Source organism: Rhodoferax fermentans (genome assembly GCF_002017865.1).
Classification (GTDB): domain Bacteria; phylum Pseudomonadota; class Gammaproteobacteria; order Burkholderiales; family Burkholderiaceae_C; genus Rhodoferax; species Rhodoferax fermentans.
In genome coordinates this window covers 520960-545737 of the sequence record NZ_MTJN01000002.1, presented here as the reverse complement: position 1 = coordinate 545737, position 24778 = coordinate 520960, and the positions used below count along the sequence as shown (strand labels likewise).

At 59.3% G+C, this 24778-nt stretch carries 15 protein-coding genes; 12 read left to right on the top strand and 3 right to left on the bottom strand.

The genetic code is table 11. The features are described 5' to 3' along the window. From RF819_RS21235 to RF819_RS20855, 9 genes are all read left to right on the top strand, one after another. A complete protein-coding gene (locus RF819_RS21235; protein ID WP_078363533.1) occupies positions 1-1887 on the top strand; it encodes a hypothetical protein in 1887 nt (628 codons plus the stop codon). A 5-nt stretch (positions 1888-1892) separates the two neighbouring features. After that, positions 1893-2414: an HNH endonuclease signature motif containing protein gene (locus RF819_RS02645; protein WP_078363532.1), complete on the top strand. Its 522-nt coding sequence runs from the start codon at positions 1893-1895 to the stop codon at positions 2412-2414. Positions 2415-3041: 627 nt separating this feature from the next. Then, positions 3042-3494, top strand: a complete 453-nt coding sequence (locus tag RF819_RS02635) for a hypothetical protein (protein ID WP_078363530.1) — start codon at positions 3042-3044, stop codon at positions 3492-3494. Between the two features lie 52 nt (positions 3495-3546). Further along, complete coding sequence (locus tag RF819_RS02630; RefSeq protein WP_143541566.1) at positions 3547-5625, top strand: hypothetical protein; 2079 nt, start codon at positions 3547-3549, stop codon at positions 5623-5625. A 3-nt stretch (positions 5626-5628) separates the two neighbouring features. Beyond that, positions 5629-13392 carry a hypothetical protein gene (locus RF819_RS02625; RefSeq protein WP_078363528.1) on the top strand — a complete coding sequence of 2588 codons (7764 nt, stop codon included), beginning with the start codon at positions 5629-5631 and terminating at the stop codon, positions 13390-13392. After that, on the top strand, positions 13392-13757 hold the full coding sequence (locus RF819_RS02620) for a DUF5856 family protein (RefSeq protein WP_078363527.1): 366 nt from the start codon (positions 13392-13394) through the stop codon (positions 13755-13757). The genes RF819_RS02625 and RF819_RS02620 overlap by 1 nt, the downstream gene beginning before the upstream one ends. Positions 13758-14077: 320 nt before the next feature. Continuing rightward, the gene (locus RF819_RS02615; RefSeq protein ID WP_078363526.1) at positions 14078-15904 is read left to right on the top strand and encodes a DUF6538 domain-containing protein; all 1827 of its coding nucleotides are present in this window, start codon (positions 14078-14080) and stop codon (positions 15902-15904) included. A gap of 164 nt (positions 15905-16068) precedes the next feature. Beyond that, positions 16069-16545 (top strand): hypothetical protein, encoded by a 477-nt coding sequence (locus RF819_RS02610; RefSeq protein WP_078363525.1) that lies wholly within the window; start codon positions 16069-16071, stop codon positions 16543-16545. A gap of 398 nt (positions 16546-16943) precedes the next feature. Then, entirely contained in the window at positions 16944-17417 is a 474-nt protein-coding gene (locus tag RF819_RS20855) for a hypothetical protein (protein WP_143541565.1), read from the top strand. A gap of 418 nt (positions 17418-17835) precedes the next feature. On the opposite strand, the gene RF819_RS20850 is transcribed toward RF819_RS20855, so the two are convergent. From RF819_RS20850 to RF819_RS02590, 3 genes are all read right to left on the bottom strand, one after another. After that, the gene (locus tag RF819_RS20850) at positions 17836-18990 is read right to left on the bottom strand and encodes a replication initiation protein (RefSeq protein ID WP_143541564.1); all 1155 of its coding nucleotides are present in this window, start codon (positions 18988-18990) and stop codon (positions 17836-17838) included. Beyond that, positions 18977-19582, bottom strand: a complete 606-nt coding sequence (locus RF819_RS02595) for a hypothetical protein (protein WP_078363522.1) — start codon at positions 19580-19582, stop codon at positions 18977-18979. The genes RF819_RS20850 and RF819_RS02595 overlap by 14 nt, the downstream gene beginning before the upstream one ends. Positions 19583-19744: 162 nt before the next feature. After that, entirely contained in the window at positions 19745-20611 is an 867-nt protein-coding gene (locus tag RF819_RS02590; RefSeq protein ID WP_078363521.1) for a hypothetical protein, read from the bottom strand. Between the two features lie 1819 nt (positions 20612-22430). On the opposite strand from RF819_RS02590, the gene dndC reads away from it, so the two are divergent. From dndC to RF819_RS02575, 3 genes are read left to right on the top strand one after another with little or no spacing between them, the layout of a single operon-like run. Further along, positions 22431-23531 (top strand): DNA phosphorothioation system sulfurtransferase DndC, encoded by a 1101-nt coding sequence (dndC, locus tag RF819_RS02585; RefSeq protein WP_244899939.1) that lies wholly within the window; start codon positions 22431-22433, stop codon positions 23529-23531. After that, a complete protein-coding gene (locus RF819_RS22015; protein WP_078363519.1) occupies positions 23524-23754 on the top strand; it encodes a DNA modification system-associated small protein in 231 nt (76 codons plus the stop codon). The genes dndC and RF819_RS22015 overlap by 8 nt, the downstream gene beginning before the upstream one ends. A gap of 12 nt (positions 23755-23766) precedes the next feature. Then, on the top strand, positions 23767-24741 hold the full coding sequence (locus RF819_RS02575; protein WP_158081221.1) for an AAA family ATPase: 975 nt from the start codon (positions 23767-23769) through the stop codon (positions 24739-24741). Positions 24742-24778 lie beyond the last annotated feature (37 nt).

Here is a 24778-nt window from a genome sequence, read left to right as displayed (position 1 = left end):
ATGACTGTCGAAGCCCTTGTTGCCGACGCCCGAGGCTACTCCAGCAACGTGCTGAGCCAAGCTATCACGGCGCTGCAGAATGCGTCTGATGCCATCACGTCCATTGGCTATACCATCGTTACGCCGGGCAACATCGCCATGCCCGCCGCGCCCAGCCTCGGTGCCGCAATCACCGTACCCACGCTGACTGACATCGCCTTTGACCTACCGGATGCGCCGTCGACGACCTACGCCTTCCAGGACATCTCGGCGGTTGAAGCAGGCGCCGCGCCGACGTTGAGTGTCTCTGTTCCGACGCTGACCATGCCCAACAAACCCTCGGGCCTGAGCGACTTCGCATCCAAGTTACCCGACATCGACCTCAGTGTCACGTTCCCAGACGCGCCGAGCCTGATTCAGCCGCTGGAACCGACGATGCCGACACGGGCCGAGCCCGATAAGCCGACGATCTCGCTGCCGTCGTTCGACGCCTCAGCACCCACCGACGTGCCAAACGCTCCGACTGACCTGACGGTCAACGTGCGGGCGGCGTACGCCGACGCTGCGCCGCAGTTCATGGCGATGGTCAATGGTCTGGTGGACGCCGAGCTGCTCAAGCTCAATCCCCAGTTCAACGCCCAGATGGCAGCTATTGAGGCCCAGCTGAGCAAGTACCTGGCCGGTGGCACAGGGCTCAACGCAGCGGTGGAGGACGCCATCTACGCCCGCTCGCGTAGCAAGCAGGACGCCGAGGCCCGCCGCGTGCGCGACCAGGCGCTGGCCGATGCGGCGACGAATGGCTTCACCATGCCTGGTGGCGCATTGCTGTCAGCTACCCAGCAGGCACGTCAGGCCGGTGCCGACAACAACGCAGCCGCCGCCCGTGAGATTGTCGTGATGCAGGCCGAGATGGAGCAGAGGAACCTGCAGTTCGCCGTGACCACGAGCACCGGGCTGCGCACGGCGATGGTCAGTGCCACGCTGAGCTACATGCAGAACCTGACCACGATCAACGGGCAGGCGCTGGACTACGCCAAGAGCATCCTGAGTGCGCTGGTCGAGACCTACAACACCCAGGTGCGTGTGTTCGAGGCCAAGCTCGACGCCTACAAAGCTGAGGCGTCGGTCTACGAGACCCTGCGCCGCGCGGCCATGGCCACCATCGAGATTTACAAGGCTGAGGTCGACGCGCTGCAGGCCATGACCAATGTGGACCAAGCGCGGGTGGCCATTTACCGCGCCCGTATCGACGCGATGACCTCGATGACCAGCATGTACAAGACCCAGGTCGATGCGATGGTCAGCAAGGCCAGTCTGGAGAAGCTCAAGATCGACTTGTTCCAGGCCCAGGTGCAGGCGTATGGTGCCCAGGTGCAGGCCAAAAACTCCGAGTGGCAGGGCTACATCGCGGCGGTCAACGGTGAGGACGCCAAGGCCCGCATGTTCGGCACCCAGGTGCAGGCGTACAGCGCCCAGGTACAGGGCTACGCGGCAACCATCGCTGCCAAGACCGAGGTGGTACGCGCCCAGGCGCTGACCAACGACGCTCGGGCCAAGCAGTACACGTCCCAGGTGGGTGCGTACCAGGCTGTCGTCAGCGCCAAGGGCGAGGTGGCCCGCACCCGGCTGGAGAACCAGCGCCAGAGCATCCTGGCCTTCCAGGCAGAGACCAGCGCCCAGGTGGCGAACTTCCAGGTCCGCAGCGAGTATTACAAGGCGACGGCGCAGATCGGCATCGAGAATGCCCGCCTGAGCGTGCAGAGCCTGCTGGCAGGGGCCGAGAACATGCGCAAGTACGGTGAGTCGGTGGCCAACGTGGCGGTGTCCAGCGCCCAGGTCTACAGCGGGCTGGCTGGGGCGGCGGTGGCAGGCATGAACACACTCTTGGCCCAAACAACTACATCCTAATTACCATGACCCTCAGAAACAATCCCATCGAGATGACGCAGGCCAAACTGCGCGAACTGCTGAACTACGACCCGCTGACAGGCGTTTTTACTTGGCGCGAGACCGCGAACAACCGACTACGCCCTGGCGACGTCGCCGGTTCTGTCAGAAAGAGTGGGTATGTGAACCTGGGTGTGGGTGGAAAGCTCTACCTCGCGCACAGGCTGGCGTGGCTCTATGTTTACGGTGCTTGGCCGTCGAAAGAACTCGACCACATCAACGAGAATAAAAGCGACAACCGCATTGCCAACCTGCGCGACGTGAACCGCTCGCAGAACTGCCAGAATATCAGGCTACCAAAACGGAATACGAGCGGCGTCAAGGGCGTTTACTTTGACAAGCGAGCCAGCCTTTGGCACGCACGGGTCTATCACGACGGGCGTCATCATTGCGCTGGGTTTCACGCGAGGCTGCGCGACGCGGCTGCGGCCTATGCTGCGCTGGCAGCGAAGGTGCACACGCACAACCCTATGGCGCTGACGTCGTGATGAGCATCTTGCCCGCGCTCGCGCTGAAGCCTAGAATGGCAGGAACTTGGGAGGGCTCGGGTATGCTGTCTGTGTCGCGTATGCATGATCTGCTAAACGGCCTGCGTGAGCCCGTAGATGGCGTCCAAACGCGTTTCATGCAAATAGCCCGTGGTGAAGTCAGACCCTGTAGTGCTATGGAAATTGAATGGCGGCGATTCAGCGAGCAGCATACAGCCGTTCCTGAGAGTGTGAGCTTGGATCAAGCCCGCACAATTGAGGCATGTAAGTCGGAGCTAGACGACGAGCGGTACACAACTTCTAGGTTGCGAGAGACTGTGCGCATACTTGAGGAAGCAGCCGCACAAAGAGACATCCAACTGAGCGAATTGCACGCGTGGTGCGCTTTTTTGATTTCTTCGCACTCACAAAGCCTCAAAAGCACGTACACGGATTTTACCGCGCTAGCTGCCACAGGCAATCGCTACGCAGTTCAGTGGCAAAGTGATATTGCGTCGGACCGCAAGCGGGGAGTCAAATCTAGCGCATTCTGGTGCTCGCCGCATTACATGGCTGATGTTAGTGAAATGGGTGGTCCTGACGCCCGCCCGTACGGCGGCTTGCGCAAGTTTTAATTGGTACAGGACTATGAACAAAGAAATCATCTATACAGACAAGTTGCTTTGGGCTGCATTGTTCGGGCTGCTGGTGGGTGCCTATGCGCTCGGTGCGGGGGCGACTTGGCTGTGGGCGGCAGGCGCTGCAATTGGTGCAGGGGTTCTGACCGTAGTAGCGGTGACCTTGGTGCTTGGCCCCGTGGCGGACTATTTGGTACTGCGCAACCTAGAGGGGAAGAGCCGGAGCCAAGCGGTTGTCATCTCTATAGTCGGCATGCTGCTAGGTGCGATCTACGTTGGAGCGATCTACGGCCTCAGCGGGGTGCTCAAAGATGTCAAAAATGTCTGGCTTGACTATCTGGGCTACGGTTTCATCGTTTTTGCCCTCGTGTTCAACATCCGTAGGTCGGTGCACGCTCGACGTGAACGTGCCAAGCTGAAGGTCGTCGACCTCAGCCGTAGCCGCGACATGCAACTCAAATAAGACAGCGTCTTCGGGCGCTTTTACAATACCCTAAACTCTAACGGAGTCTGATATGAGAGAAACACAGATACTACGCGGACTCCATAAGGCCCGTGCCGCGAACCACTTCGCTGACGGCATGGTGCCCATGGGGCCAAGCCCGCTGCTCAGTCTGCGCCGTGGCGCGGTCAACCTCAAGGGGCCGGGTACGACAACCTCAGACTCGATCCCTGCACATCTCTCCAAAGGGGAGTCCGTGCTACCCGCCAAGACGACAGCAGCCCTCGGTCCTGAGAACATCGCACGCGCCATCAAGGCCACCACGGGCAAAGCTCCTGCACGCGGGCTGCGCTCGGGCGGGCACCACGCAAGTGGGGTGATCCCCGGCATGGATGTGACCGAGCACTTTGACGACCCCCGCGTGCCGACGCTCGATGAGGCTCGTGCGCGAGTGCAGGCCCAGCCGAAGCCGTCCATTGGCAACACTTTCTCAGCATCTCCCACACCTAGCCCAATACCGGTGGCCGAGGCACCAAAGCCCACCGGGCTGTGGAACCAGGCCAAGAGTTACGCGGGGAAAGTGGGCGACACCCTCGGCGGCACAGCCAAAAACGCAAAGTCATGGGCAGTCGACAGTGGTGCCAAGAATGTTGCACGCTTAGGCGCACTAGCTGAAGGTGCTATGGCTGCACACGACATGACTACGCCGGGCATGGACGGTATCGACAGTGCAACACGTGTCGCCGAAGGTGCAAACCGAGTCGCGGGAGGCACGCTCGGTGCGGCGGCTGGTGCGACCATCGGGTCTGTGGTCCCGGTAGTTGGCACGGCACTCGGCGGTTTGGCCGGGGGATACTTTGGCCAGAAGTATCTGCCGAAGGCTGCACAAGCATTGTCGAATTGGGCCAACAATCGGACAGACGTACTCCCCAGTGAAAAAGCAGCCGAACTTCGTGCCGGACAGCCGACGACGCCAGCCCCTGCGGCACCAGCAGCTACTGCGCCCACGGTGAACAACGACCCCTTCGCTGCGCCCAACGCCGCCAAGCTCGCAGCCGCCAACGCCGCACCGCAGGCACCCAGCATCAATGTGGAGCGCCAGCCCAACGGCGTGATGTCCTTCAGCAATACGGCGGACACTGGGCAGAACAACTACACCGGCCCAGGTGCGGCGGGCCTACGGCGTGGCAACATGAACGTCATGCCTGCGTTCAACGGTGGCAACAACGCCGGGGCACCATCGGACGCCGACCTGGCCGTCATGCGCGCCAACCTGCGTGACGGCGTTGATCTGCAGCGCGGCACGTCGCAGGCACGCACACCGGCCAACGACCCGCAGGGCCTGCTCATGGGCCAGATTCAGCGTGGGCTCGGCTCGGGCCAGACGCTGACAGCAGCCGGTGTGGCGGCACTGCAGAACCTCAACACCACTGACAAGAACTACCGCTCGACGATGGCTGGTCACGACATCAGCCGGACCAACTCGCGTGAGGGTCACCAGGTGCAAGCGCGTGGTGACGAGCTGCAGTACCAAGGGACGCAGAACCGTCTGGGTCTGGACCGCGCCAAGCTGTCCTACGAGATGGGGCAGACAGCCGCCAAGGGTGTCGACGACGACAACATGAAGTCGCCCTTCGCCACAGTGGTCGACGACAAAGGGGTGCCGCAGGTCAATCAGGCCAAAGCCAACGAGCTGGGCCAGTTCCTGCGCGCCAGTGCAGGCAACATGACGACCCCCGACGGCAAGCCGGTCAACCTGGAGCAACTGCGTGCGTCGAATCCTGGTGAGTACCAGCGCATGCGTACTGCCGCCGAGACCCAGTTCGGCCTTGGCCAGCTGATCAATAAATACGCCAAGGGCACGACCTTCGGTGCAGAGACCGGCTGGGGCGCACCAAAGATCAGCGACGTTCGTGAGATGGGGCCGAGCGACTGGCTCAAGGGCTCCAAGCTCACAGACGCTGCGCTTGCCGCACTCAAGCCTGGCTACTACAGCCAGGGCGTCGAGGTCGACCTCGGTGGGCGCAAGCAGATCGTGCCGATGGGCGAGTTCCTGAGCGATCAGAACGGCGGGCAGTACCGGGGGCTGCTCAACCAGTGGCTCGCGGCCAACGGCAAAGGTCAGCTCGGCAACATGGCAACTGGAGAATAACCAATGGCGACCCTGTACCCGAGCACTGCGCCTGTCACACTGTACCCAGGCCAAGAGCTGCCACCCGACTACCCAGTGCAGAACAGCCCTACCGGCGCAGCGACGAACGTCGTGCGCGGGCTCAAAGGCGCGCTGCTCAATGTGGACGCCGGAGCGGCGACATCTGCGTATTACAAGGCCCTGGCCAAAGGCGACGCCCCGCGTGCCAAGGCCAACGGGCTGCGCGCCCAGCAATTGGCCGAGGAAGCCGCCCGTGCAGCACCCCGCGTGCAGAGCGTAGGCGACATCCACGGTGGCGCAGACTTCGCGGACTGGGGTGCAGGCGTGATGGGCGGAGCACCGGTCAGCATGGTCAAGCCGCTCGCTGGTGGTCTCGCAGGCGCTATGGCTGGTGCGCGCGTCGGTCCAGGTGGCGCAGCCCTTGGTGGCCTCGGGGGCGCAGCCGCTGGCATGCAGCCAGACATGCGCGACGCGGCCCGGCTGCAGCAGATGCAGGCTGAGCAGCAGGGTGCACCGCAGCTGCCCGCGCAGCAGGTGCTCGACGACACGAACAGCCAGGGGTGGGCGCAGGCGGGTGTCGAGTCGCTGGTGCCCGGCCTGGCTGCGCGCAGCCTTGTCGGCGCAGGCACGCGGGCCGCGCTGACGCACCCACTGCGCGCAGCAGCGACGCGCGTAGGCCGCGACGTGGCGCTGGACTCAGGTGCAGCTGCCGTGTCCGAAGGCGTGGCCATGAACTTCGAGACCGGGCGCGACGCGAACCGCGACACCAGCGGGGACACCATGCGCTACATCGACGCCGCCGCCAGCGAGGCGGTGCCCGGTGTGGGTTACGGTGCACTCGGTCATGCGGGCGACGTGGCACATGGTGCGCTCGGGGGTACGCTGGACGCGGCAGGTAAGGGCGGGGCCTATGCCGCCCGGCTGGCAGAACAAGGTGGTGCAGCCGGTGCTGCCAAGGCCAAAGAGCTGTGGGACAACCGGCCCAAGACGATGGACGAAGCGGCGGTGGCGGTGGGCGAGGGTGCTGCCAAGCTGCACAACCAGGCTGAGGACGCTGTCACGCGCCTTGCCCAGCGCGGCAAAGACCCGGATGTCGACGTGCTGCTGACCAAGCGCACCGACAAGAGCGAGAGCGCCATGCGCGCCGACGACTTGGCCAAGCACCAGGCCGCTACGAACTTCATAGCAAAGAACCAAGCTAATACGGGGGCTCTGCCGGAGTACGTTCAGGCAGCGATGGCGGACTACGCAGCGAAGCCGCAGGGTCCGTTCGGCTGGGAGCCGCTGGCCGACGCGGTCAACGATATGCACCGGGCGCAGGGTATCGGCGAAGCCTACAAGCGCTTCACCGACGAAGCTGCGCTCAAGCTCGGTGAAGGCTCAGCCAAGCTGATGAACTCCAAGGACAACGCACTGGCGGCGTATAGCGGCAAGCGTGCTGCAGACGGGCGCGCCAACGCCCAGACGCCAGACATGCAGTTCGACATCGAGGCCGCACGCGACGACCTCAGCCCGCTGCTCGACGAGGCGCTGGCCCCGCTCACCGGCCTCAAGAGCCAGGACGCGCTGGACAACGTGCTGCCCTCGCTGAACTACGCGCTGCGCACCTGGGTCGAGAACAACTTCAGCATGAAGAAGGACGGTGAACCTGTGGTGCCCAACGCGCTGCTCAACATGTTCACCGACCCGGCAAAGGCGGTGCAAGCCACGGTGGATCTGCTGCACCGCCAGGGGCTCGTCGACGACAGCCTCCTGCCGCTGCGCGACCGCGTGCTGGAGCAGCTCCAGGTCAAACAGCTGGCGCGCCAGCAAGCGGGCATGATCATCGACGACATGCTGGTGCCCACCAAGGCAAAGGGCCTGACTGCCGTGGACCACGACCTCATCGCAGAAGACCTGATGGACCGGCTGCAGCGCGACAAGGTCAGCACCGCTGAAGCCAAGGCGTTGTTCGGCCCGCGCGCCCGTGTGGCGATCGACGCGCTGTGGGCCAAGATCAACGCGGCCCGTCCGAAGGACGCCGAGGTAGAGACCGAGCAGGGCGGCACTGCCACACGCACCGGCTACGACGAGGGTGACAGCGTGCTTGACGGTGAGGACGACGGCTCTGGCGACAGCTTCGAGGAACTCGACCAGATGACCAACGCGCGTGACCCGAGCCAGGACAAGGCCGACACGCGCTACCACGCCTACAACCCGCGCACCAAGGAGCCGTTCAAGGTGGGTGGCTTCTCGACCAGCCCCGAGACCGGTGAGGTGCTGGGCTACCACGACGAGAAGGCGCCGCTGCGCATCGCCGACCTGCAGGCCAAGAGCGGCGGTGAGGTCAAGCGCATAGGCTACATGGACTACCTGCGCGAGAAACACGGCAACGACAGCCAGGCCCTGATTGGCGACGCCATTGGCTTCCTGCAGAGCCACGAGAAAGAGATACGCACCCTCACCGACAAGTACATCGCCGAGGGCAAGAAAGCCCCGCGTGCTGAGGACGTCGTCAACAAGAACTGGTACATGCTCAAGGAGACTGCAGGCCGCAAGGGTGAGGGCACCGACGCCACGGTGGCCAGCCTGGGCCGCGAGTCAGCCGGTGGCAAGATCATGGGCAACGAGTGGGCCGAGCGCAGTGACGGCGAGCACGGCACGGTCAAGGAAGGGCGAATCTGGCTGGAGCGCGAGCTGAGCGACGGACGCACGGTGGCCTTCGCCACCAGCACCGGGCGCATCGTGAGCCGCATGGCCACGGCGCGCAAGGGTGATGGCAAGGTCGACGAGAGCAACGGGCTGGCCGGGCAGGTCACGCTGCTGCGCCAGGGCCTGGCCTCGCTGCTGAGTGCGTCGTACAACGCACCCGGCCCAGGCAAGTACGGCAAGAGCCTCAGTGGCAAGAGCGGCAAGGGCGAGCCCGTGCTGACCGGGCGCGTGGGGTACAAGCCCACAGCAGACAGCGACATTGTCTGGCTGGCCGAGGGCGACGACTTCCCCGACAACCTGCGCATGCACAGCAGCACTGGCCAGACCTACGCCCAGGCCAAGGCTGCGGCCAAGACCCAGCGTGACGACGAACTGGTGGCCTGGGCCAAGCGCCAGCTGGAGAAGCTCAAGGGGCGTGTGGCTGACAGCAGCGACCGTGGCTACAAGGGGGCCATGATGGACCTGCAGCGCATGCAGCAGGCGCTCAAGAAGCCCGACCTCGACGAGCTTGACCAGCTGCGCCGCGAGGGCGACTACCGCAAGGAGAAAGAGCGCGAGAGCCGCAAACCCGTCGGTGCTGACACGAAAGAAACCCAGCGTGCGACGCTCACCACGGCCATCGACACGAACAACCGTGGTGAGAAGTTCGCCACCAAGAAAGACGCCCTGGAGTATGCACGGGACAAAGGCGACCGCGTCGTGAAGCGCGCGGGCCACTGGATCATCGAGCGGACTCTGCCTTACTCCGAAACAAAGAACACCGGCCTGCCCACGGAAATCTCCGAGATGGGCAAGACCACCAACGTGCGCAGCCGCGCCGAAGACGGCCACGACAACAAGCCGCGCAACGTCGACGAGCTGACGGGCGAGGCCCTGCATACCGACAAGCGTGAGACCGCAGCGGCCAAGAGCGACCGCGACGCACTGGCTGCCAAGGCCGACGCTGCTGCGGCTGTCAAGGAGACCCGTGCTCAGCGCACAGCATTTTTGCTCGACGCTCTGCGCAAGGGCATACCGGCGTTCAACGAGATGGCCCACAAGCTCAGCCCCGAACGCCGCGCAGCGCTACTCGACCACCTCAAGGTGATGGTCGAGGCCAAGACCGCTGACAACCCGATCTGGGGCGGCGCAGGCCGCGCGCCAAAAGACATCGAGGCGTTCGCCAAGCGGGCTCGTGCAGCGCTTGTGTCGCTGGGCGCCATGCAGGCAGCGACGAAGGTGACGAAAGCTGCGGCAAAGCCCGAGGCTCCGAAGCCCGTAGCTGCGCCGACGCAGAAGTTCGGTGATGTGGTCAAGAAGATGATGAACTACATCAAGAACCCACCTGACGACTACAACGTCAAGCAGCTCGAAGCCATCCGTGACTGGGCCACAAAGCAGGAAGCCCGGCTCAAGGAAGAAGCCGCCAAGGTGGAACACAGCGACTCAGACCGCTTCGACAAGCTCGACGACATGCGCTTCGAGGCTGTGCTGCTCAAGGCCGAGGCCGTCAAGGCGATAGCCAACGAAGCTGTGGTGGAGGCCCACCACGCCGAGCATGGCGGGCCGAGGTACAACGCCATGGCGACACGCATCCACACTGACCTCGGACGCGAGGGCTTCGCTGCGACGCACGACAGCCCGATCCGCCACGAGGGCAAGTTCGACTGGCGCAGCCACATCGGCAAGGGTGAGGGCCACGCATCCTTCGGTGCAGGGACGTATCTCTCGACGAGCGACGGTGTTCACAAGGGGTACAAGAGTCAGTTCACGGCGAAGATCAGGGGTGAAGAAGCCGTGACGGATGCGGCCTTTAAAATTACCTCGGGGTATTCAGGGGAGATGGAAATTGTGGAGGCGGTGCGCGGGCTTCCAAAAGGGGCGAGCATAGAAGCTGTTCGAGCTGCCGCTATCAAAGGTCTTCTCTCAAGTGTGGACGATGAAATTTCGCATGAGATTGTGCAGAGGATCAAATCTGGCAAAAGCGACGCACACCTGAAGACAATCGCAGAGGCTCGCACCGACGACACAAAATCCCCCACCTACGAAGTTTCTGTGGACATCAAGCCCGAGCAACTGCTGGACTGGAACAAGCCACTGAGTGAGCAGAGTGCGCTGGTGCAGAAGGCGTTGTCAGAAGTAATGGCCCGTCTGAAGGGGTACGACGAATACAAAGACCCGACTGGTGAGAAGCTGTATCACTACATCGAAGACATTTCTGGCGGTGATCCGGGCGAGGTGTCCGACTACCTCCAGAGCCGCGGCATCCTGGGCCACAAGTACGCCGCAGCCGGGGGCAAGAACGACACGCACCCGAACTACGTGATCTACGACGACGCCAAGATCACCACGAACTACGTGCACTTCAACAAGCAGGCTGCCGACCCCGCCCACGGTGCCTTCGGCACAGCCCCAGCACCGAGCGCGGAGGAACAGGCCAAGTTCCACGCCGACATCCTGCGACGCCTCGGCCCGCAGATGAAAGCGGTGCTGGAAGAAGAGCTGTGGGGCAAGACCAAGAGCGGCAAGCAGGTGCCGATCAGCGGTCAGTGGACGAAAGGGCTGATCCAAGCCTCGGTGTACGCCCGCAACCTCGGCCAGATCGGCGCACATGAGTCCTTCCACGAGCTATTCAGCCGTCTGCGTGACCAGCCGCAGGCCGAGGCTGCTGTGAAGATTCTGGACCGCGCCGCCAGCAGCCAGCCGGTGCTGCGCCAGCTCCAGCGTCTGCTGGACGGCGAGACCCGCGCATTGGCCCAGATCAAGGACGGCGCACCACATGCAGCTGAAGAACGCATGGCCTACATGTTCCAGTTCCATCAGGCAGGTCTGCTCAAGATCGGCCCTGAGACTGAGACCGTGTTCCAGAAGATCGCCCGCGTGCTGCGTCGTGTCGCAGGGCTCATGAACGACGACGAACGTGCCGACCTGCTGCTGCGCTCGTTCGACGCTGGCCACATGCAGGACGCCGACGCTGCGGCCCGCGTGCTGGCCAACAGCGTGACGGCGCGCCAGCACATGTACGAGAGTGTCAACACCGCGTTCAAGCCGGTGCTGGAGAAGGCAAGCCGCCTGGTCAACACCGCCGAGACGAACCTTGAGCGCCAGGGCATCAAGGAGTACCACGACATCCGTCGCCTGTTCAAACGCAGTGTGGGTGAGGACGGCGCACAGGGTTACCTCGACGCCAAGGACCACCTGATGAAGCAGAAGAGCAACGAGCTGTTCAAGGCGTTCCAAGATGCCAACGGTGAGGACTACAAGCCTGCCGACCTGGCGCTGGCTGCGAAGTACCTGCACACCGGCAAGAAGCCCACCGACCCGGTGGTCAAAGACATCGTGGCCAAGCTCACTGGTCCTGACGGCATCCTGCCACGCATGCACCAGTACCTCAAGGACGCCGGTGTGATGCGCTGGGAAGCTGACCCGGTGGTGCCGGGAAAAGGCGAGTGGGTGCCGATGGGCAAGATCGACGAGAAGTATTTCCCGCGCGCCTACAACACGGCTGCGATGGTGACGAACCCCGATGCCTTCGTGGCCGACCTGCTGACCCACAACAACGCCGAGCTGAGCAAGATCGCAGCTGAGCAGAACGAGCTGCTGACCAAGAGCGGCGCCACGGACTTCACACCCACCACCCCGGACGACATCGCACGCGGCATCACGAACCGGCTGATCAACAGCTTCGGCTCGGAGCTGGACGAGAACAGCAGTGCCGTTGGCTTCAGCCCGGTCATGCAGGCGGTGAACCGGCGTACGCTGCATTGGCTGGCGCCCGAGGTGCTGGAGAAGTGGGGTGAGAAGGATGTGGCCAAGGTCATGACCAGCTACATCGCGCAGGGCATCAAGCGCGCGGAGTACGTGCGCCGGTTCGGCAACGGTGGCGAGAAGCTGCAGACCATGCTCAAGGACGCGCACGACAACAACGTCAAGCGGCTCGTCGCCAAAGGCATGTCGTCCGACGAGGCGAAGGCCAAAGCACTCAAGGTAGCCAAGGGTGCAGCCACCGACGTGATGGCGCTCGAAGGTACGCTGGGCTACGACATCAAGCCCGGCATGCGCCGGTTCCAGAACAGCCTGCTGGTGTACGAGAACATGCGGCTGCTGTCGACGAGCCTGTTCAGCCAGTTCATCGACCCGCTGGGCATCGTGGTGCGCGGCGGCACGATGGCCGACGCCTGGACGAGCTACAAGCGCGGCATCCGCGAGGTGATCGCCAGCATCAAGGGCGACCCGATCAAAGACCTCGACGCCCAGATCGCAGACCAAGTGGGCACGACCGACGCCAACGGCTTTCTGGCCGCGTTCGGGCAGCTCTACAGCAGCCAGTACATGGGCGACAAGTTCCGCAAGGCCAACGACGTGCTGTTCAAGTACAACGGCATGGAGGGGTTCAACCGGGGCATGCAGGTCAGCGCCACGCGGGCTGCGATCAACTTCATCAAGCGCCACGCCACGCAGCCCAACGACAACAGCGTGTCGTTCCTCAAGGAGTTGAATCTGACGGCCAAGGACGTGGTGGTTGATGCCAAGACCGGCGAGCTGGACTACACCGACCCGAAGATTCAGCAGGCGATCCACCAGTGGGTCAACGGTGCGATCATGCGGCCCAACGCGGCGCAGCGCCCGGCCTGGGGCTCAGACCCGCACTACATGGTGTTCTGGCACATGAAACAGTTCGCGTACACGTTCCACGACGTGATCATGAAGCGGGCTGTGCACGACTACAAAAAGTACGGCGACATGGGTCCGGTGGGCACGCTGCTGATGGCCTACACCCCGGTGATGATCGCCACGGACGCACTCAAGGGTGTGCTGCTGACGGGTGGTGACGAACCGGGCTGGATGCGCGCAGGGCTTGGCAGCGAGATTGAGCACGGCGCCATGCGTGCCGGGCTGATGGGCAAGTTCCAGCCGGGTGCCGACGTGCTCGGCCCGAACCGCTCGTTCCTGGGCCTCGGTGGCCCGGCAGTCGAGCAGCTCACGCAGATGTTCGACAAGAGCCCGCTGGACAGTGCCATCAACGCGCTGCCCGGGGCCAACGTGTGGAACACGATGAAGGGTGGCGCAATGGTTGAAATGCAAGGAGAAGACTGATGAGTGAAAAATGTGCCGAGCTGGTAGCTCGTTGTTTCCAGGCCCGTACGGAGGCGCACTTCGCGCATCTGATGACGAACTCATACGCTGAGCACAAGGCGCTCAACGACTTCTATGACGAGATCCTTGGTCTGGCCGATGACTACGCCGAGGCGGCGCAGGGTCGCTACGGCATCCTGAAGTATCCGGTGGCACCGGTTCGTGTCGGCGACCGTAGCAAGCCGGTCAGCGTGCCGACGGAGCTGCGGGCCTGGGTTGACGCGCACCGCAAGGACTGTGGCGAGGCCAGTGAGCTGCAGAATCTGATCGACGAGGTGCTGCATTTGTGCGATGCGACGATCTACAAGCTGAGGTTCCTGTCCTGAAAATCCAGCTGCATGGCCAAAGGCTCGATAACGTGAGAGTGCGTGCCGCACAGAATGAAGCTACGTTAGAACGAGACTATTAGACAGTCTCAGATAGTATTAGAGTATGTTTTGTAGCAGAAAGCTGCGTAAGTCGTTGATTTGATTGACTTGAAACACGCATTGTGATTCCTGTTGTCGTGGGTTCGAGCCCCATCAGCCACCCCATCTTTCATTTTCATGCCGTAAGTCCTTGATTTCCTTATAAATCAAGGGTTTCGGGCCAGATTTAAAGTCTGGTTGTTACACAGCTTGTTACACACAACAGTGATACAAGCTACATGAAACAAATCTCTCCAAACCTCTATTCGCGAGGCAAATTCGGCAGCATTTATCTGCGTCTCCGCATCCCCAAAGACATCCTGTCGGCCTATCCGCCCAAAAAGACCCACGAAGTGGTATGTCTAGGTACCTGCGACCTTCGTATCGCCAATGACCTTAAAGACATTGCGCGCACACGCATCAAGGCTGAATTTGAGCAGCACCGCAAAGACCTCAAGAAAAAAAGAGACGAGCGCTCGGTCAAACGTTTCGACAAGATGTCTGATGAGATGCTCAAGTCGCTGGCGGATTACTGGGTCCATCAGGTTCTTGCTACCGATGAGCATTACCGCGAGCACGACTCCGAGGAGGAATTCGAGGAGAAGGGCTTCAACATGACTGAGCAGCGCGCCGAGCTCGGGCGCATGCTGGCCATGCGGCGTTCGGACAAAATTCTGCCGGCCATGCATTCGTTTATCCACCTCTGCGGGCTGGAAGTCGAAATGTCGCCCGAGGAGTCCAAACGCGCCGGCGGCGTGTTTCTGACGGCTGTCTGCACTGCGCTGGATTTTCAACTGCAGCGTCAACGCGGTGATGTGGTCCAGACCGACAAAGTTGCGCCTGAAACTTTGGCTCCGCGAGACTTGGTCGAAGCTCAGGCCGCAGTCGAGGCCAAGAAAATCAGCTGGGATGCAGCATTTGTGGTCTGGCGGGACTACGTGCCAGGGCGACCGAAAAGCACCGCCATCGCCACGCAAACCCCCTATTTGGAGGTCAAACGCCTGGGCGCCGAGCATGGCATTCAATGTCCCGAGGAGGTCACTCCCGACCTGATGCGTCTGTTTGTCGACCAAATGGCGGCTCGTGGCCTGGCCGTTGTGACGCTCAACGAGCGCTTGGCAAAGGTCAAAGCGCTTTTTAAAGTGCTCAAGGGCAAAGGCATCATGTCTCACAACCCGGCAGCGGACACCCTCGGATTGAAAGAAAACAGCTTCGTGAAGCGACGCGACAAGCGCCAGCCGTTTGACCAGGATGACCTGACCAACATCTTCTCTTCTTGCGTCTTCAATGAACAACAGCTGCGCTCGCAAGGGCAGTCAAAGGAGGCGAGTTATTGGATTCCTATTCTGATGTACTACACCGGAGCACGGACGGAAGAAATTGCCGGTCTTGCATTGTCCGATGTGGTCCAGGACCCAAAGTACGGCTGGTATATGAATTTGATTGACCGCCCGTCAGAGGACGATGACTTGTTTGATGATGAAGAAAACGTCATATCCAAAGAAAAGCCGAAATCCAAACCCACGCATAAGTCCAAACCGACTCAAGGCGATGAGACCCAGTCCCACAGTCGATTGCTCAAAAACGGAGATTCCATCCGCCGTGTGCCGGTTGCCCCCGAACTGATGCAGCTGGGGCTCCTGCGATACATTGAGCACGTCCGACGCAGCGGTCAGCAGTCTCTATTCCCAAGCCTGACACACGACTGGCATGACAAATTGTCGGGTGCGTTCTCTAAATTTTTTGGTCGTTACAAAAGAGACATGCTCGGCATTAACAACCCAAAGAAAGTGCTTTATTCGTTCCGCCACACGATGAAGGATGCCATGACCCGGGCGAATGTCGATGCAATGTACCTGCAACGCGTGTTGGGTCACGCAAGCGGTCTGGGAACCGTCACTGACGGTTACGGAATTGAAGACGTTCCCTTGGACGTGTTGACCACGGAGTTCGCGAAAATCAAGTTTTACCCCATTCCCGCTCAACCGTGGTTGCCGGGCAAGGGTAATGTCAGGTACCCCAGGAAGGCCAAGAAGGCCAAAAAAGCCGAAAAGGCGCAAGGCTAACGCTTTGCTCTGATGAGCTGTGGGCCCGGTTGCCATTGTGCGACTGGGCCTTTTTTACGCCGGTGCGGGTCGCGCGAACGTCAACGGTGCAATCTAAAGTCGGATTTTGGACCTTAAAGAAACTGGGTCCTTACACGGAATTCCACTAACTTAGGAATTTCAAAATGCACAGTATTCAGTCTTCTTCTACCGCCCAGCACCATTCCACCCCATTCGCGGCCACCAGCAAAGATGAGGTGTCAACTCGCGACCAGCATGATTCGAATGCGCCTGGAGAGGCTCATGCCTTTGCGCAAGCGGGCGACGCTGACCATCAAGAGTTGCTCGATTGGGTTGGTACTGACTCAATGCGGGCCGAATGGACGACGGCATTACTGTTGTGGCAGACATTGGCGACCGCGCGTTCAGATGAGAGCGAACACATCGCCACCACTGTTTGGGGCGAGTTCTACGGCTTGGCTCGATTGGATGGTATTGAATCGCTGCGCCAAGTCAATCGAAAGGTCTTGAAGCGATTTTCATGGTATCTGCACCAACGAGACTTGGGTCACGAATCCATACGCATACGGATGGCTGTACTCCGGGAAATTTTCAGCACGCTTGTGAAGTTGGGTGTGATGAAAAAATTATCCAGAGTTTGATTTAGACAAAGGACGTCCACAACTACCGATGTAAATCGAAGGTGTACCCATCTCGGTGAGCCCCATCCAACTGAATCCTTTGCGTAGGCTGTTTGGGCTCGCCGGCAATCACTTGCTCACTCTTTGGCGTGCTGATGGGGCACTCGCAAAAATGATTGCCCCATCAGAGCGTCGGCCAAGAAGGCAGAACAGAAGACGCGTCGGGTACCAGCAGTCGGATAAGGATGCCGTACAACGAGTACTGCAGACCATAGGGCTCGGTCGTCATTTCGCGGCCGGGCCTTTTTTTTGGTCGTGCTGGTCGCGTCGCCTTTAGCGGCGCAATCTAAAGGCGCATTTCGGAGCTTAAAGAACCGGCGTTTTTACACTGGATTCCACTATCAATTAGGAATTTCAAAATGCAAAATCTTCACTATCTCCTCTGCACTCTGCGCGAACCAAGGTCCGACCGTATCGCACTTAAATTTGGCCAAAGCAACCCAACTGCGGATAGGAATAAAGGGCATCATGAGCAACCCAACATTGCCCCACCCAGTACTTATGAAGACGCCCCTATAGTCATCAGGCCCACCACGGAACTCGCATGGGCGCATTGGGTGAATGCATTCTTCCGTTGGAAAGCATCTGTACCAGAGCGTACAGCTGCAAGGTCTCATTTAGCCTCGACCGTCTGGTGTGAGTTGTTCTGTAAGGCCAATGAAATGGGATTGGTCAAGCCACAGCAATTGACACCGCAGGTTATGGAGGAGTTCCTGAGTGAATTGGAGTCTAGAGGCCTAACACGTCAGTCCATCCGTGCGCGGCTGACGATGCTCAATGGAATTTTCAACGCGCTGGTAGGTTGTTCCGTGCTGTCCGATAGCCCTATCTAGGCCCTTTGAATCTTCGAACGCACTGCTGTAGTGGCGTTCGTGGATGCACTGGTCGGGGGTCAAGCTGACTCATAAGGTGACGGCACACGTGTATTCGTGCACTGGCACATGGTTTTTGCGATGCGGTCTTTTCGGTATCCGACCTGCCTAGATACCTCGATTGAGCAGCCGGCCTATGAAAACGGGCGCTTTGCGGCTGTCAAATGCGTGAGCATATTAAGGTAAAGAGACGGGAGTCTCGCAAGCCAAGCCTGGCGCGGGTTTGCAGGGTTTTGCAACATCGCAAACACCACCAACAGCATCGCAATTACCATGGACCTGATGTTCTTCAGGGCCAGAATATGTGATGGTGTCGTCTTGCATGGCACAGTTGCATCGCAAATACCATGTTTGCATCGCAAACACCATGAGATAGTGCCTACTGTTCCCACCGATTTGGGCCGCCGGATTTTTTCATCCAGCGTAAAAGTCCCTTTCGAATGGACCAGCCCGGTTCAATGATGCCCCTGTTCGCCAATTCCCTGAGTGAGCGGCGCAGTGAGTTCAGGAAACCACGCGGTTTAGATGTTGACCCACATTTTTCCAGCAAGGTGGAAACGTTGGTGGGTATGAGGCGAGATTGGCTCTCGATGTACGCATAGAGCCAAGACGTAAGCCCATCTGGCAGGCTAAGTCGCATGGGCAAAGAGAGCCAAACACGCTGTGACAGTCTGAAAAGCTCAACAATGTTGCTGTGAAGTGCCACTGACCAAAGCCCAGCATTCGGATGCTCAAATGCTTGGCAGAGTTGAATACTGCACTTTTCGGTGATGATGAGGCCGGTCTGCAATCTCTGTATGTGTTCGCGCAGTTGCTTGCGGCTGTGGCCGTCGTATCGGCCAAACAGCGCTTTGCATACTGGCTCTGGTTCCAGGTGCACCTGGGTGCCTACTTGTACATCTCGAAGCATGTGCAGAAGCGCCAGAAAAACCTTGGCATCAGATTGGCGAAGCTCCGGGCCGCGGTAGGTAATGATGGGCTTCTCATTCTTTTCTGCAACCACGATTTCAACGTGGTGAATTCGCTGAATTGCGTGGTTACCTGCTCCAAACAGTTGAGTTTGAAAAAATGACCTTGGACTCAAAAATTGATTTGGACCGTGGCCAGGGATGAAGTTATCTTCCAGTCGACTTTCGAGGGCTTGTTCGTCCGCATAGCAATCTTGAACATGCTTGTGCAAGCTGTGTTTTTCGGCACCGTACTTCAACCCACCGGCCTGTTGTGATGCAATTGCACGCTGCTCTTGCAACTTCAGTTTCGAAGCAATGACTGCGCGTCGAATCAACGGTCTGCCATGGCAGTCTGATTCATCAACTATGGCAGGCGGCAATAGGCTTTCGCTGACACTCCCATTTTCAGAAGCAGGTTGCTCGTTCGGTGACGGGGTTCTCTCCTGTGCCTCTCTATCTGCGGAAGAATGGAAACGTCGTGGATTCGTCGCGAGGGGAGGGCGCTGTTCAACATTGGATGGCACGGCGTCGATGCCTGTTTGGCGGTCATTTTGGGACGGGTGCAGAGGGTCAGTGCGTGGCATGGTTGCCCGCCTTTGCAATCTTGTTGAGCCGCTTCATCAGCTTGGCTTCTTTAAGCGCTTCTTCAAACTGAGTTGCAGCCGCGCGAATTTGATTGCTTTGCACTTTTAGGCGGTCCATGTCATTGATGCACTTGGCCATGTCAGTCCCGGTATAGATGAGCATGCCGGAGGAGAGTTCAATGCCTTGCAAGCGGAGTTGTGCGGACGCATGTTGGAGGTCCATGGCGGCGCCATTCAAAATGCTGGCCGCAAGGTCGAGGTCCGATTGCTGATGAACTTGCATGCGCTCGTCGTGCATGACCTCCATCAAGTGCCGACGGGCTTGCTCAAGCACGGCGGCTGAGAGCATAGGGGTTTGGCCGAAGGTGCCGTTTTGCTTGAGCCAGCTTGCAACCTCTGCAAGCTGCTCGGCATCGATTTCGACGTTCGGGCGCAGGCGCACGCCTGCTGGCAATATTGACGGGTCAATGGCGACGTTGAAGCTGCCAAGGTACTGCGTCTTGGTGCGTCGTGACGCCTTGTCGTAGAACTGGCGTACCAGTGTGCAGGTGGTTTTTCCCTTCGCTGGGGCTTTGATGAGAAATGATTTCATGAATGGGAATCTCGCGGTTGGTTGTGAAGTTGCCGCGCGACAACAGCCTTGTCACCGCGCGGGCAAGTTGTGTAGGCACCGCGCGTCAACCTGTTAAATCGCTTTGCTTCCATGCGACTGGTCGCGGCGCGGACGGCTAGATTGCGACTGCGCGGCGTGGACTCAGTTGCCTGCGCTGCCACGCGGGACGTCGCCGCGAACGAGATGGCCCAAGGTGATGTCGCCAAATACCTTAAAACGGCCCATCTTTGGCAAGTGTTGGCTGGTGATTTCTTTCAGCGACCGTAGACGCCCGGCGTTGTCGCCATATTTGAGGGCGAACTGGGTGTAGCGGGCCAGCCAAGCCTTTCGGACGAGCCCCCATTGGCTGTCTGCCTCCCTATGGAGCTGTAGAACCTGACTCCGGACGCCGGAGAACAAAGGCCGGCGACGCTGATAAGCCAATGTGCCGCGGAGGCCTTCCAACTTGGCGTCGTCGCGTCCGAAGTTCAACGCATTGACGTCGTTTTCGATGGCCGCCATAACCTGGCCATAGGCCCGGTTGGTCATCTTCCAAGTCCAAGTCGAGCAGTCCTTGATGATTTTCTTTTCACGGCCAGTTTTTGCATCGCGAACAGTGCGGGCGTCCTTCTTGTGGGCGTAGAGGAGCACGTAGTCGTCAAACTCGATGTGGCCGTTGGCCCGTAGCGCATGTTTGGCAACATGGGCATCAGGCGATTTGTTGTCAGCGAGGCCTCCGAGCCCATCACTGGTCAGCACCCACCAGGCGATTGCGCCGTCTGCGGCAGGAAATGCCACGAAGTGAGCGGAGGCCAAGCCTTTAGACCGGTCATAGGTTCGGCCCCGCTCGTCTCGCTGAACGGGGTAGCGCGCAGCCAATTTGGCGGCCAGCGCAGGGAGCTTGGCAGGTGATATGACGCCGCCAATCCAGTGCGGATTGCCCCTTAGGACAAGCGTTTGTAAGTGCTGCATGAGGACGGTTTTGCCGCTGGGGACGCGCAGGTCAAGAATGTCATGTGTGTTTTTCATATGGATGTCGCTTTTGTAGGTAGACGGTCATACCTGTAGCGACAGCGCCTGAAAATGGGCCGTCTGCCGACGTCAATGGGTTGTCTGCCACTGCCGTTTTCCGAAATGGGACGTCTGTAGACGTTCGATTGAGGGAAGACAATGAAGCCATAAAAATTTTTTGACCAGGTCAAAAAATGGTGTCTATACGCTTCATAGGACTTGTGATGTGCGTGCCAAACGCATTGAACAGGGCCAGGTGCGCCAACACCCTCAAACTTCTCGAAGTTCATAGGGGCGCGCCAACGCCCTGAACTTCATCATCATCTTTTCTTCCGGCGTGAGCTTGGGTAGTTCCCGAGTGCCACAGCGCCCGATGCCTCCTCAAACGGGGGCCCGTCGGGTGCCGGAAGGGGGGCGGGGAGTAATCCCGGCAGCGTAAGCTGCCGGAGTAATCCCCCGCCTCTACTTCATACGCCCGGGTTGCCACCCGGGGTGTCGGGCATGGTTGCGTTGAATGCACCCTTTGCCGAGACCGTGCGATTGGGGAAGGGCTGGCCAGGGGTAATAACCTGTCCAAGGGCTTTGTAGCCTGTGACCCTCGGATTTGTCATCCGGGACGAGCGCCTGATATGCGAGATGATTTTTTAAAGTCTGTCGGCCCGCTACCCTGCCCCCTGAATAAGGGCAGAGGCGAGACGATTACCGACATGCAGTCCAGCTGGGCGAGGCGAGGCACCGATTCGGTGTCGAAGTCCGCGACCATGCACGAACCAAGGTACGAACTTGGCAAGGGGCATGGGTGGTAGCAGGGGGTGAGATGGTTCGCACCATCAAGCCGTCAGCATCACTGGGAGCAAAAGCATGTAACGGCCCGCGAGGGCTGTCGGATGAGTGTGAGCAAGCTAGGGCCTGAAGTGCCTGGAAATTGTGGAAATGAGCAGAGAACAGTGCGATGAGTACCCACCCGCTTAATGGTTTCGGGGTGAGGGAAATCTGGGGATGCGCCAGAAAGCACTGCTGTTCGTGAGCAACTTGCGTTCTACTTGTTAAGACTTGCATATCGAACCAACACAAAATGGCCCGAGGTGCGGGGAAGTAACTACCACGCAAACCGGGGGCTATAAGCCAACTGCTGGGGCTAAGGGCAGGGAGCAATCCCTGGACAACATCCCAAGACATGAGTCTGCCTATGCGGTTGAGTGGCCGGCGAAAGCCGAGTCGGTTGAAAAGATGATGATTTTGAAGTGAACGGACCCCGCCTTGGCGGGTGGGGTTCCGGCAGAAGATGTCTTGGCGGGCATCTTGCGAGCCGTGTGGACGCTTTAATTCGGTGAGTCAAACTTGGCGGTTTGGTGAGCCCGAGCGTTTGCGGGGTGCGTGGAAATTTGAGGCTTGGCTTCAGGTGAACCACGGCGGATGGACAAGGTAAGGGAGATATCCCTGATTGCGTAATTCGTTTGATTCGAACCCCGGGGCACAGCTCCGGGGTCTATTTGACGGCGCAATTGAACTACGGCGCAAACGAGGAAGCCTCCCGAAAGGGGGGCTTTTTCCATGATGACGGATTTTTGGGTTGCTGCTGGCCGAAGACCTCTGCGAGCAGCGCCTTAACCAACCGTTGCATTGCCACTTCGCGCGTTCATCAGAGCCCGCCACGAATTTCGGCGGATGCCAATGGTACCCCTAACGCCCTGTGAGTTGCGGTACGATACGTTGGTTAATAAATTTTTATAAGCTTCGGCTGTATGGGGACGCTTCTCTGGGCGTTTGCCCGGCATTTCCTGTTTTACCGAAGCTTCGTACCTAGGCAACCGTGTCAGAAACAACATCTTTGAGCGTGCTCGACCAGTGGCATGAAATCGTCAACAACGTGAGGGAGGAGTACCTCTCTACGACGCAGAACTATCCTTGGATTATTGGATTTTCGGGTGGCAAAGACTCTACCTTGGTCGCTCACGCAGTTTTCGAAGCGCTGATGACCATGGCGCCGTCACAGCGAACCCGTCCAGTTCACGTGGTGTCCAATGACACCATGGTGGAAAGTCCCCTTGTCATGGCCCATTTGGACGAAGTCACTTACCTGATTGATGAGGCTGGGCGTGGTTTGGATTTGCCTATTACGGTAGCTCGCACGAAGCCAGACCCGGATAAGACATTTTGGGTTTTGTTAATTGGCAAAGGTTACCCAAGTCCAAATTCGTCCATGCGTTGGTGTACTGACCGACTGAAAATTCAGCCAACCAGTACCTACATCAAGGAAAACGTGTCCAAGCACGGGGCTGCGATTGTGGTGCTCGGCGTTCGCCGCTCGGAGAGCATTCAGCGGATGAACACCATCAATAAGTATGAAAATGTTCGTGGCACGCAACTCACTGAGCACACCTCTATTCCCGGCGCCCTGATTTACCGACCCATCGTTGACCTCACGACGGACGACGTTTGGGAAATCCTGGGCAGCTTCCAGGCGCCATGGGGTGGTACGCACCAGAAGCTGTTTCAGCTATATCGGGACGCCGAAGGCGGGGAATGCCCCGTCGTGCTCAGCAAGGAAGAAGCACCTGGCTGCGGCACAAAAAACAGTCGTTTCGGATGCTGGACCTGCACCGTTGTCGAGAAGGACAAGAGCCTGCAAGGCTTCATCGACTCCGGAAAGCACGCGTACAAGCCGTTGGTTGCCTTTAGGGACTGGCTTGTGGACATCCGAAATGACCCCGCACGGCGCAGCGCGGTGCGAAGAAACGGACGTCTTACGTTTGACCTGACTGGTAAGCACATACCGGGCCCCTTCACGATACAGGCCCGACGAGAAATCTTGGATGGGCTCCTGAAGGTTCAAGAGGAGTTCGGCGCCACGCTGATAACAACAGAAGAAATCGACCTCATACACAAAGTATGGGCTACCGACCTACAAACGGAGGAGAGTCTCGCACATGCCTGATATTCAAGAAGACAACGTACTGGAAGAACAGAGGTCCCTCGCGGACCTTCCTCTTTGGACGGATACTGATGCACATACCAAATTGCAACAAGTCTGTGAGCGGCACAACGTCCCGATAGACGTTTTGACTGAATTGGTGACTCTGCAGCGAGAACGGCAGCACCAGGAGCGAGCGCGCGGAATCTTCATGCGATTTGAGGAAATCCTCGGTCGGATGGATTAAGGGAGAGCTATCTTGTGGATTTCAAAAATAGAGCTGACCAACTTCAAGAGTTACAGCCACGCAGAATTCGAATTTCCTGAGCCTGTCAACGGTGAAAACATCGTGCTGATAGGTGGCATGAACGGGTACGGGAAAACATCGGTTTTGGAGGCCTTGTACCTCTGCCTGTACGGCAAAGACGCCATCATTCACCTAGCGCGCGCGGGCCTCAAAATGGACGACGCGCGGGGCTATCCAACCTTTCTCGAAAAGGCGTTCAACGGTGAGGCCAAGCGCGACGGACAGAACTCCATGTCGGTCCGCATAGTGTTCAACAAAAGCCGCGCCAAGGCCTTTGAAATTAACCGGCGCTGGTACTTCCGCACCAACAGTGGCATTTGGACCAACGAAGAAGAAGCCCTGGTCTACGAACTGACTCGCAATGTTCGCGGGACCCCACGGCGAGATGGTGCCAACGGCTTTCAGTTGGCAGAACTATTGGACGACAACTTTGTCCCAGCGCACATCGCGCCGTTTTTCTTCTTCGATGGCGAAGAAGTGAAGAAGCTTGCGGACCAGCAGCGGATAGAACAAGTGAAGGTCGGCCTTGAAGGCTTACTTGGCGTCGTGTTGCTGCGTCAATTAGCGGAGCGGCTGCGTAGCTTTGAGAACGGTAAACGTTCGGACGTCAGCAATGTGGACGAGAGCAACATCTCGCGGTTGCTGGAGTCCCTTACTGCAGATGAAGAACGGCTGGCGGGTGTACGCGCGGAGTTGTCAACACAAGGCGAACGGTTGAGTATGCTGAAGGCCGAGCGTGAATCGCTGTTTCAGCGCATTACCAGTGCCGGCGGCGGCCGCGGTGACATCGCAACTGTTAAAGACCTCGCAGAAGAGCGCCAAGGCTTGCGCTCACAGATGGGTGATGCGCAAAAGCAATTGGAGCGCATCCTGGCAGACAAGCTCCCCTTCCACCTCATGCCCAAACAGTTGCTAAGGCAACACTGATCAAGTCCCCAGTTGGCCCATGACTTGCATGGTTCGT

What these genes read in the sequence shown, in the direction of transcription:
- RF819_RS02645 (WP_078363532.1), top strand. Translation starts at nt 1,893, where the DNA reads ATGACCCTCAGAAACAATCCCATCGAGATGACGCAGGCCAAACTGCGC.
- RF819_RS22015 (WP_078363519.1), top strand. Translation starts at nt 23,524, where the DNA reads ATGCCTGATATTCAAGAAGACAACGTACTGGAAGAACAGAGGTCCCTC.
- RF819_RS21235 (WP_078363533.1), top strand. Translation starts at nt 1, where the DNA reads ATGACTGTCGAAGCCCTTGTTGCCGACGCCCGAGGCTACTCCAGCAAC.
- RF819_RS02635 (WP_078363530.1), top strand. Translation starts at nt 3,042, where the DNA reads ATGAACAAAGAAATCATCTATACAGACAAGTTGCTTTGGGCTGCATTG.
- RF819_RS02620 (WP_078363527.1), top strand. Translation starts at nt 13,392, where the DNA reads ATGAGTGAAAAATGTGCCGAGCTGGTAGCTCGTTGTTTCCAGGCCCGT.
- RF819_RS02610 (WP_078363525.1), top strand. Translation starts at nt 16,069, where the DNA reads ATGCACAGTATTCAGTCTTCTTCTACCGCCCAGCACCATTCCACCCCA.
- RF819_RS20855 (WP_143541565.1), top strand. Translation starts at nt 16,944, where the DNA reads ATGCAAAATCTTCACTATCTCCTCTGCACTCTGCGCGAACCAAGGTCC.
- RF819_RS02625 (WP_078363528.1), top strand. Translation starts at nt 5,629, where the DNA reads ATGGCGACCCTGTACCCGAGCACTGCGCCTGTCACACTGTACCCAGGC.
- RF819_RS20850 (WP_143541564.1), bottom strand. Translation starts at nt 18,990, where the DNA reads ATGCCACGCACTGACCCTCTGCACCCGTCCCAAAATGACCGCCAAACA.
- RF819_RS02615 (WP_078363526.1), top strand. Translation starts at nt 14,078, where the DNA reads ATGAAACAAATCTCTCCAAACCTCTATTCGCGAGGCAAATTCGGCAGC.
- RF819_RS02590 (WP_078363521.1), bottom strand. Translation starts at nt 20,611, where the DNA reads ATGAAAAACACACATGACATTCTTGACCTGCGCGTCCCCAGCGGCAAA.
- RF819_RS02630 (WP_143541566.1), top strand. Translation starts at nt 3,547, where the DNA reads ATGAGAGAAACACAGATACTACGCGGACTCCATAAGGCCCGTGCCGCG.
- RF819_RS02595 (WP_078363522.1), bottom strand. Translation starts at nt 19,582, where the DNA reads ATGAAATCATTTCTCATCAAAGCCCCAGCGAAGGGAAAAACCACCTGC.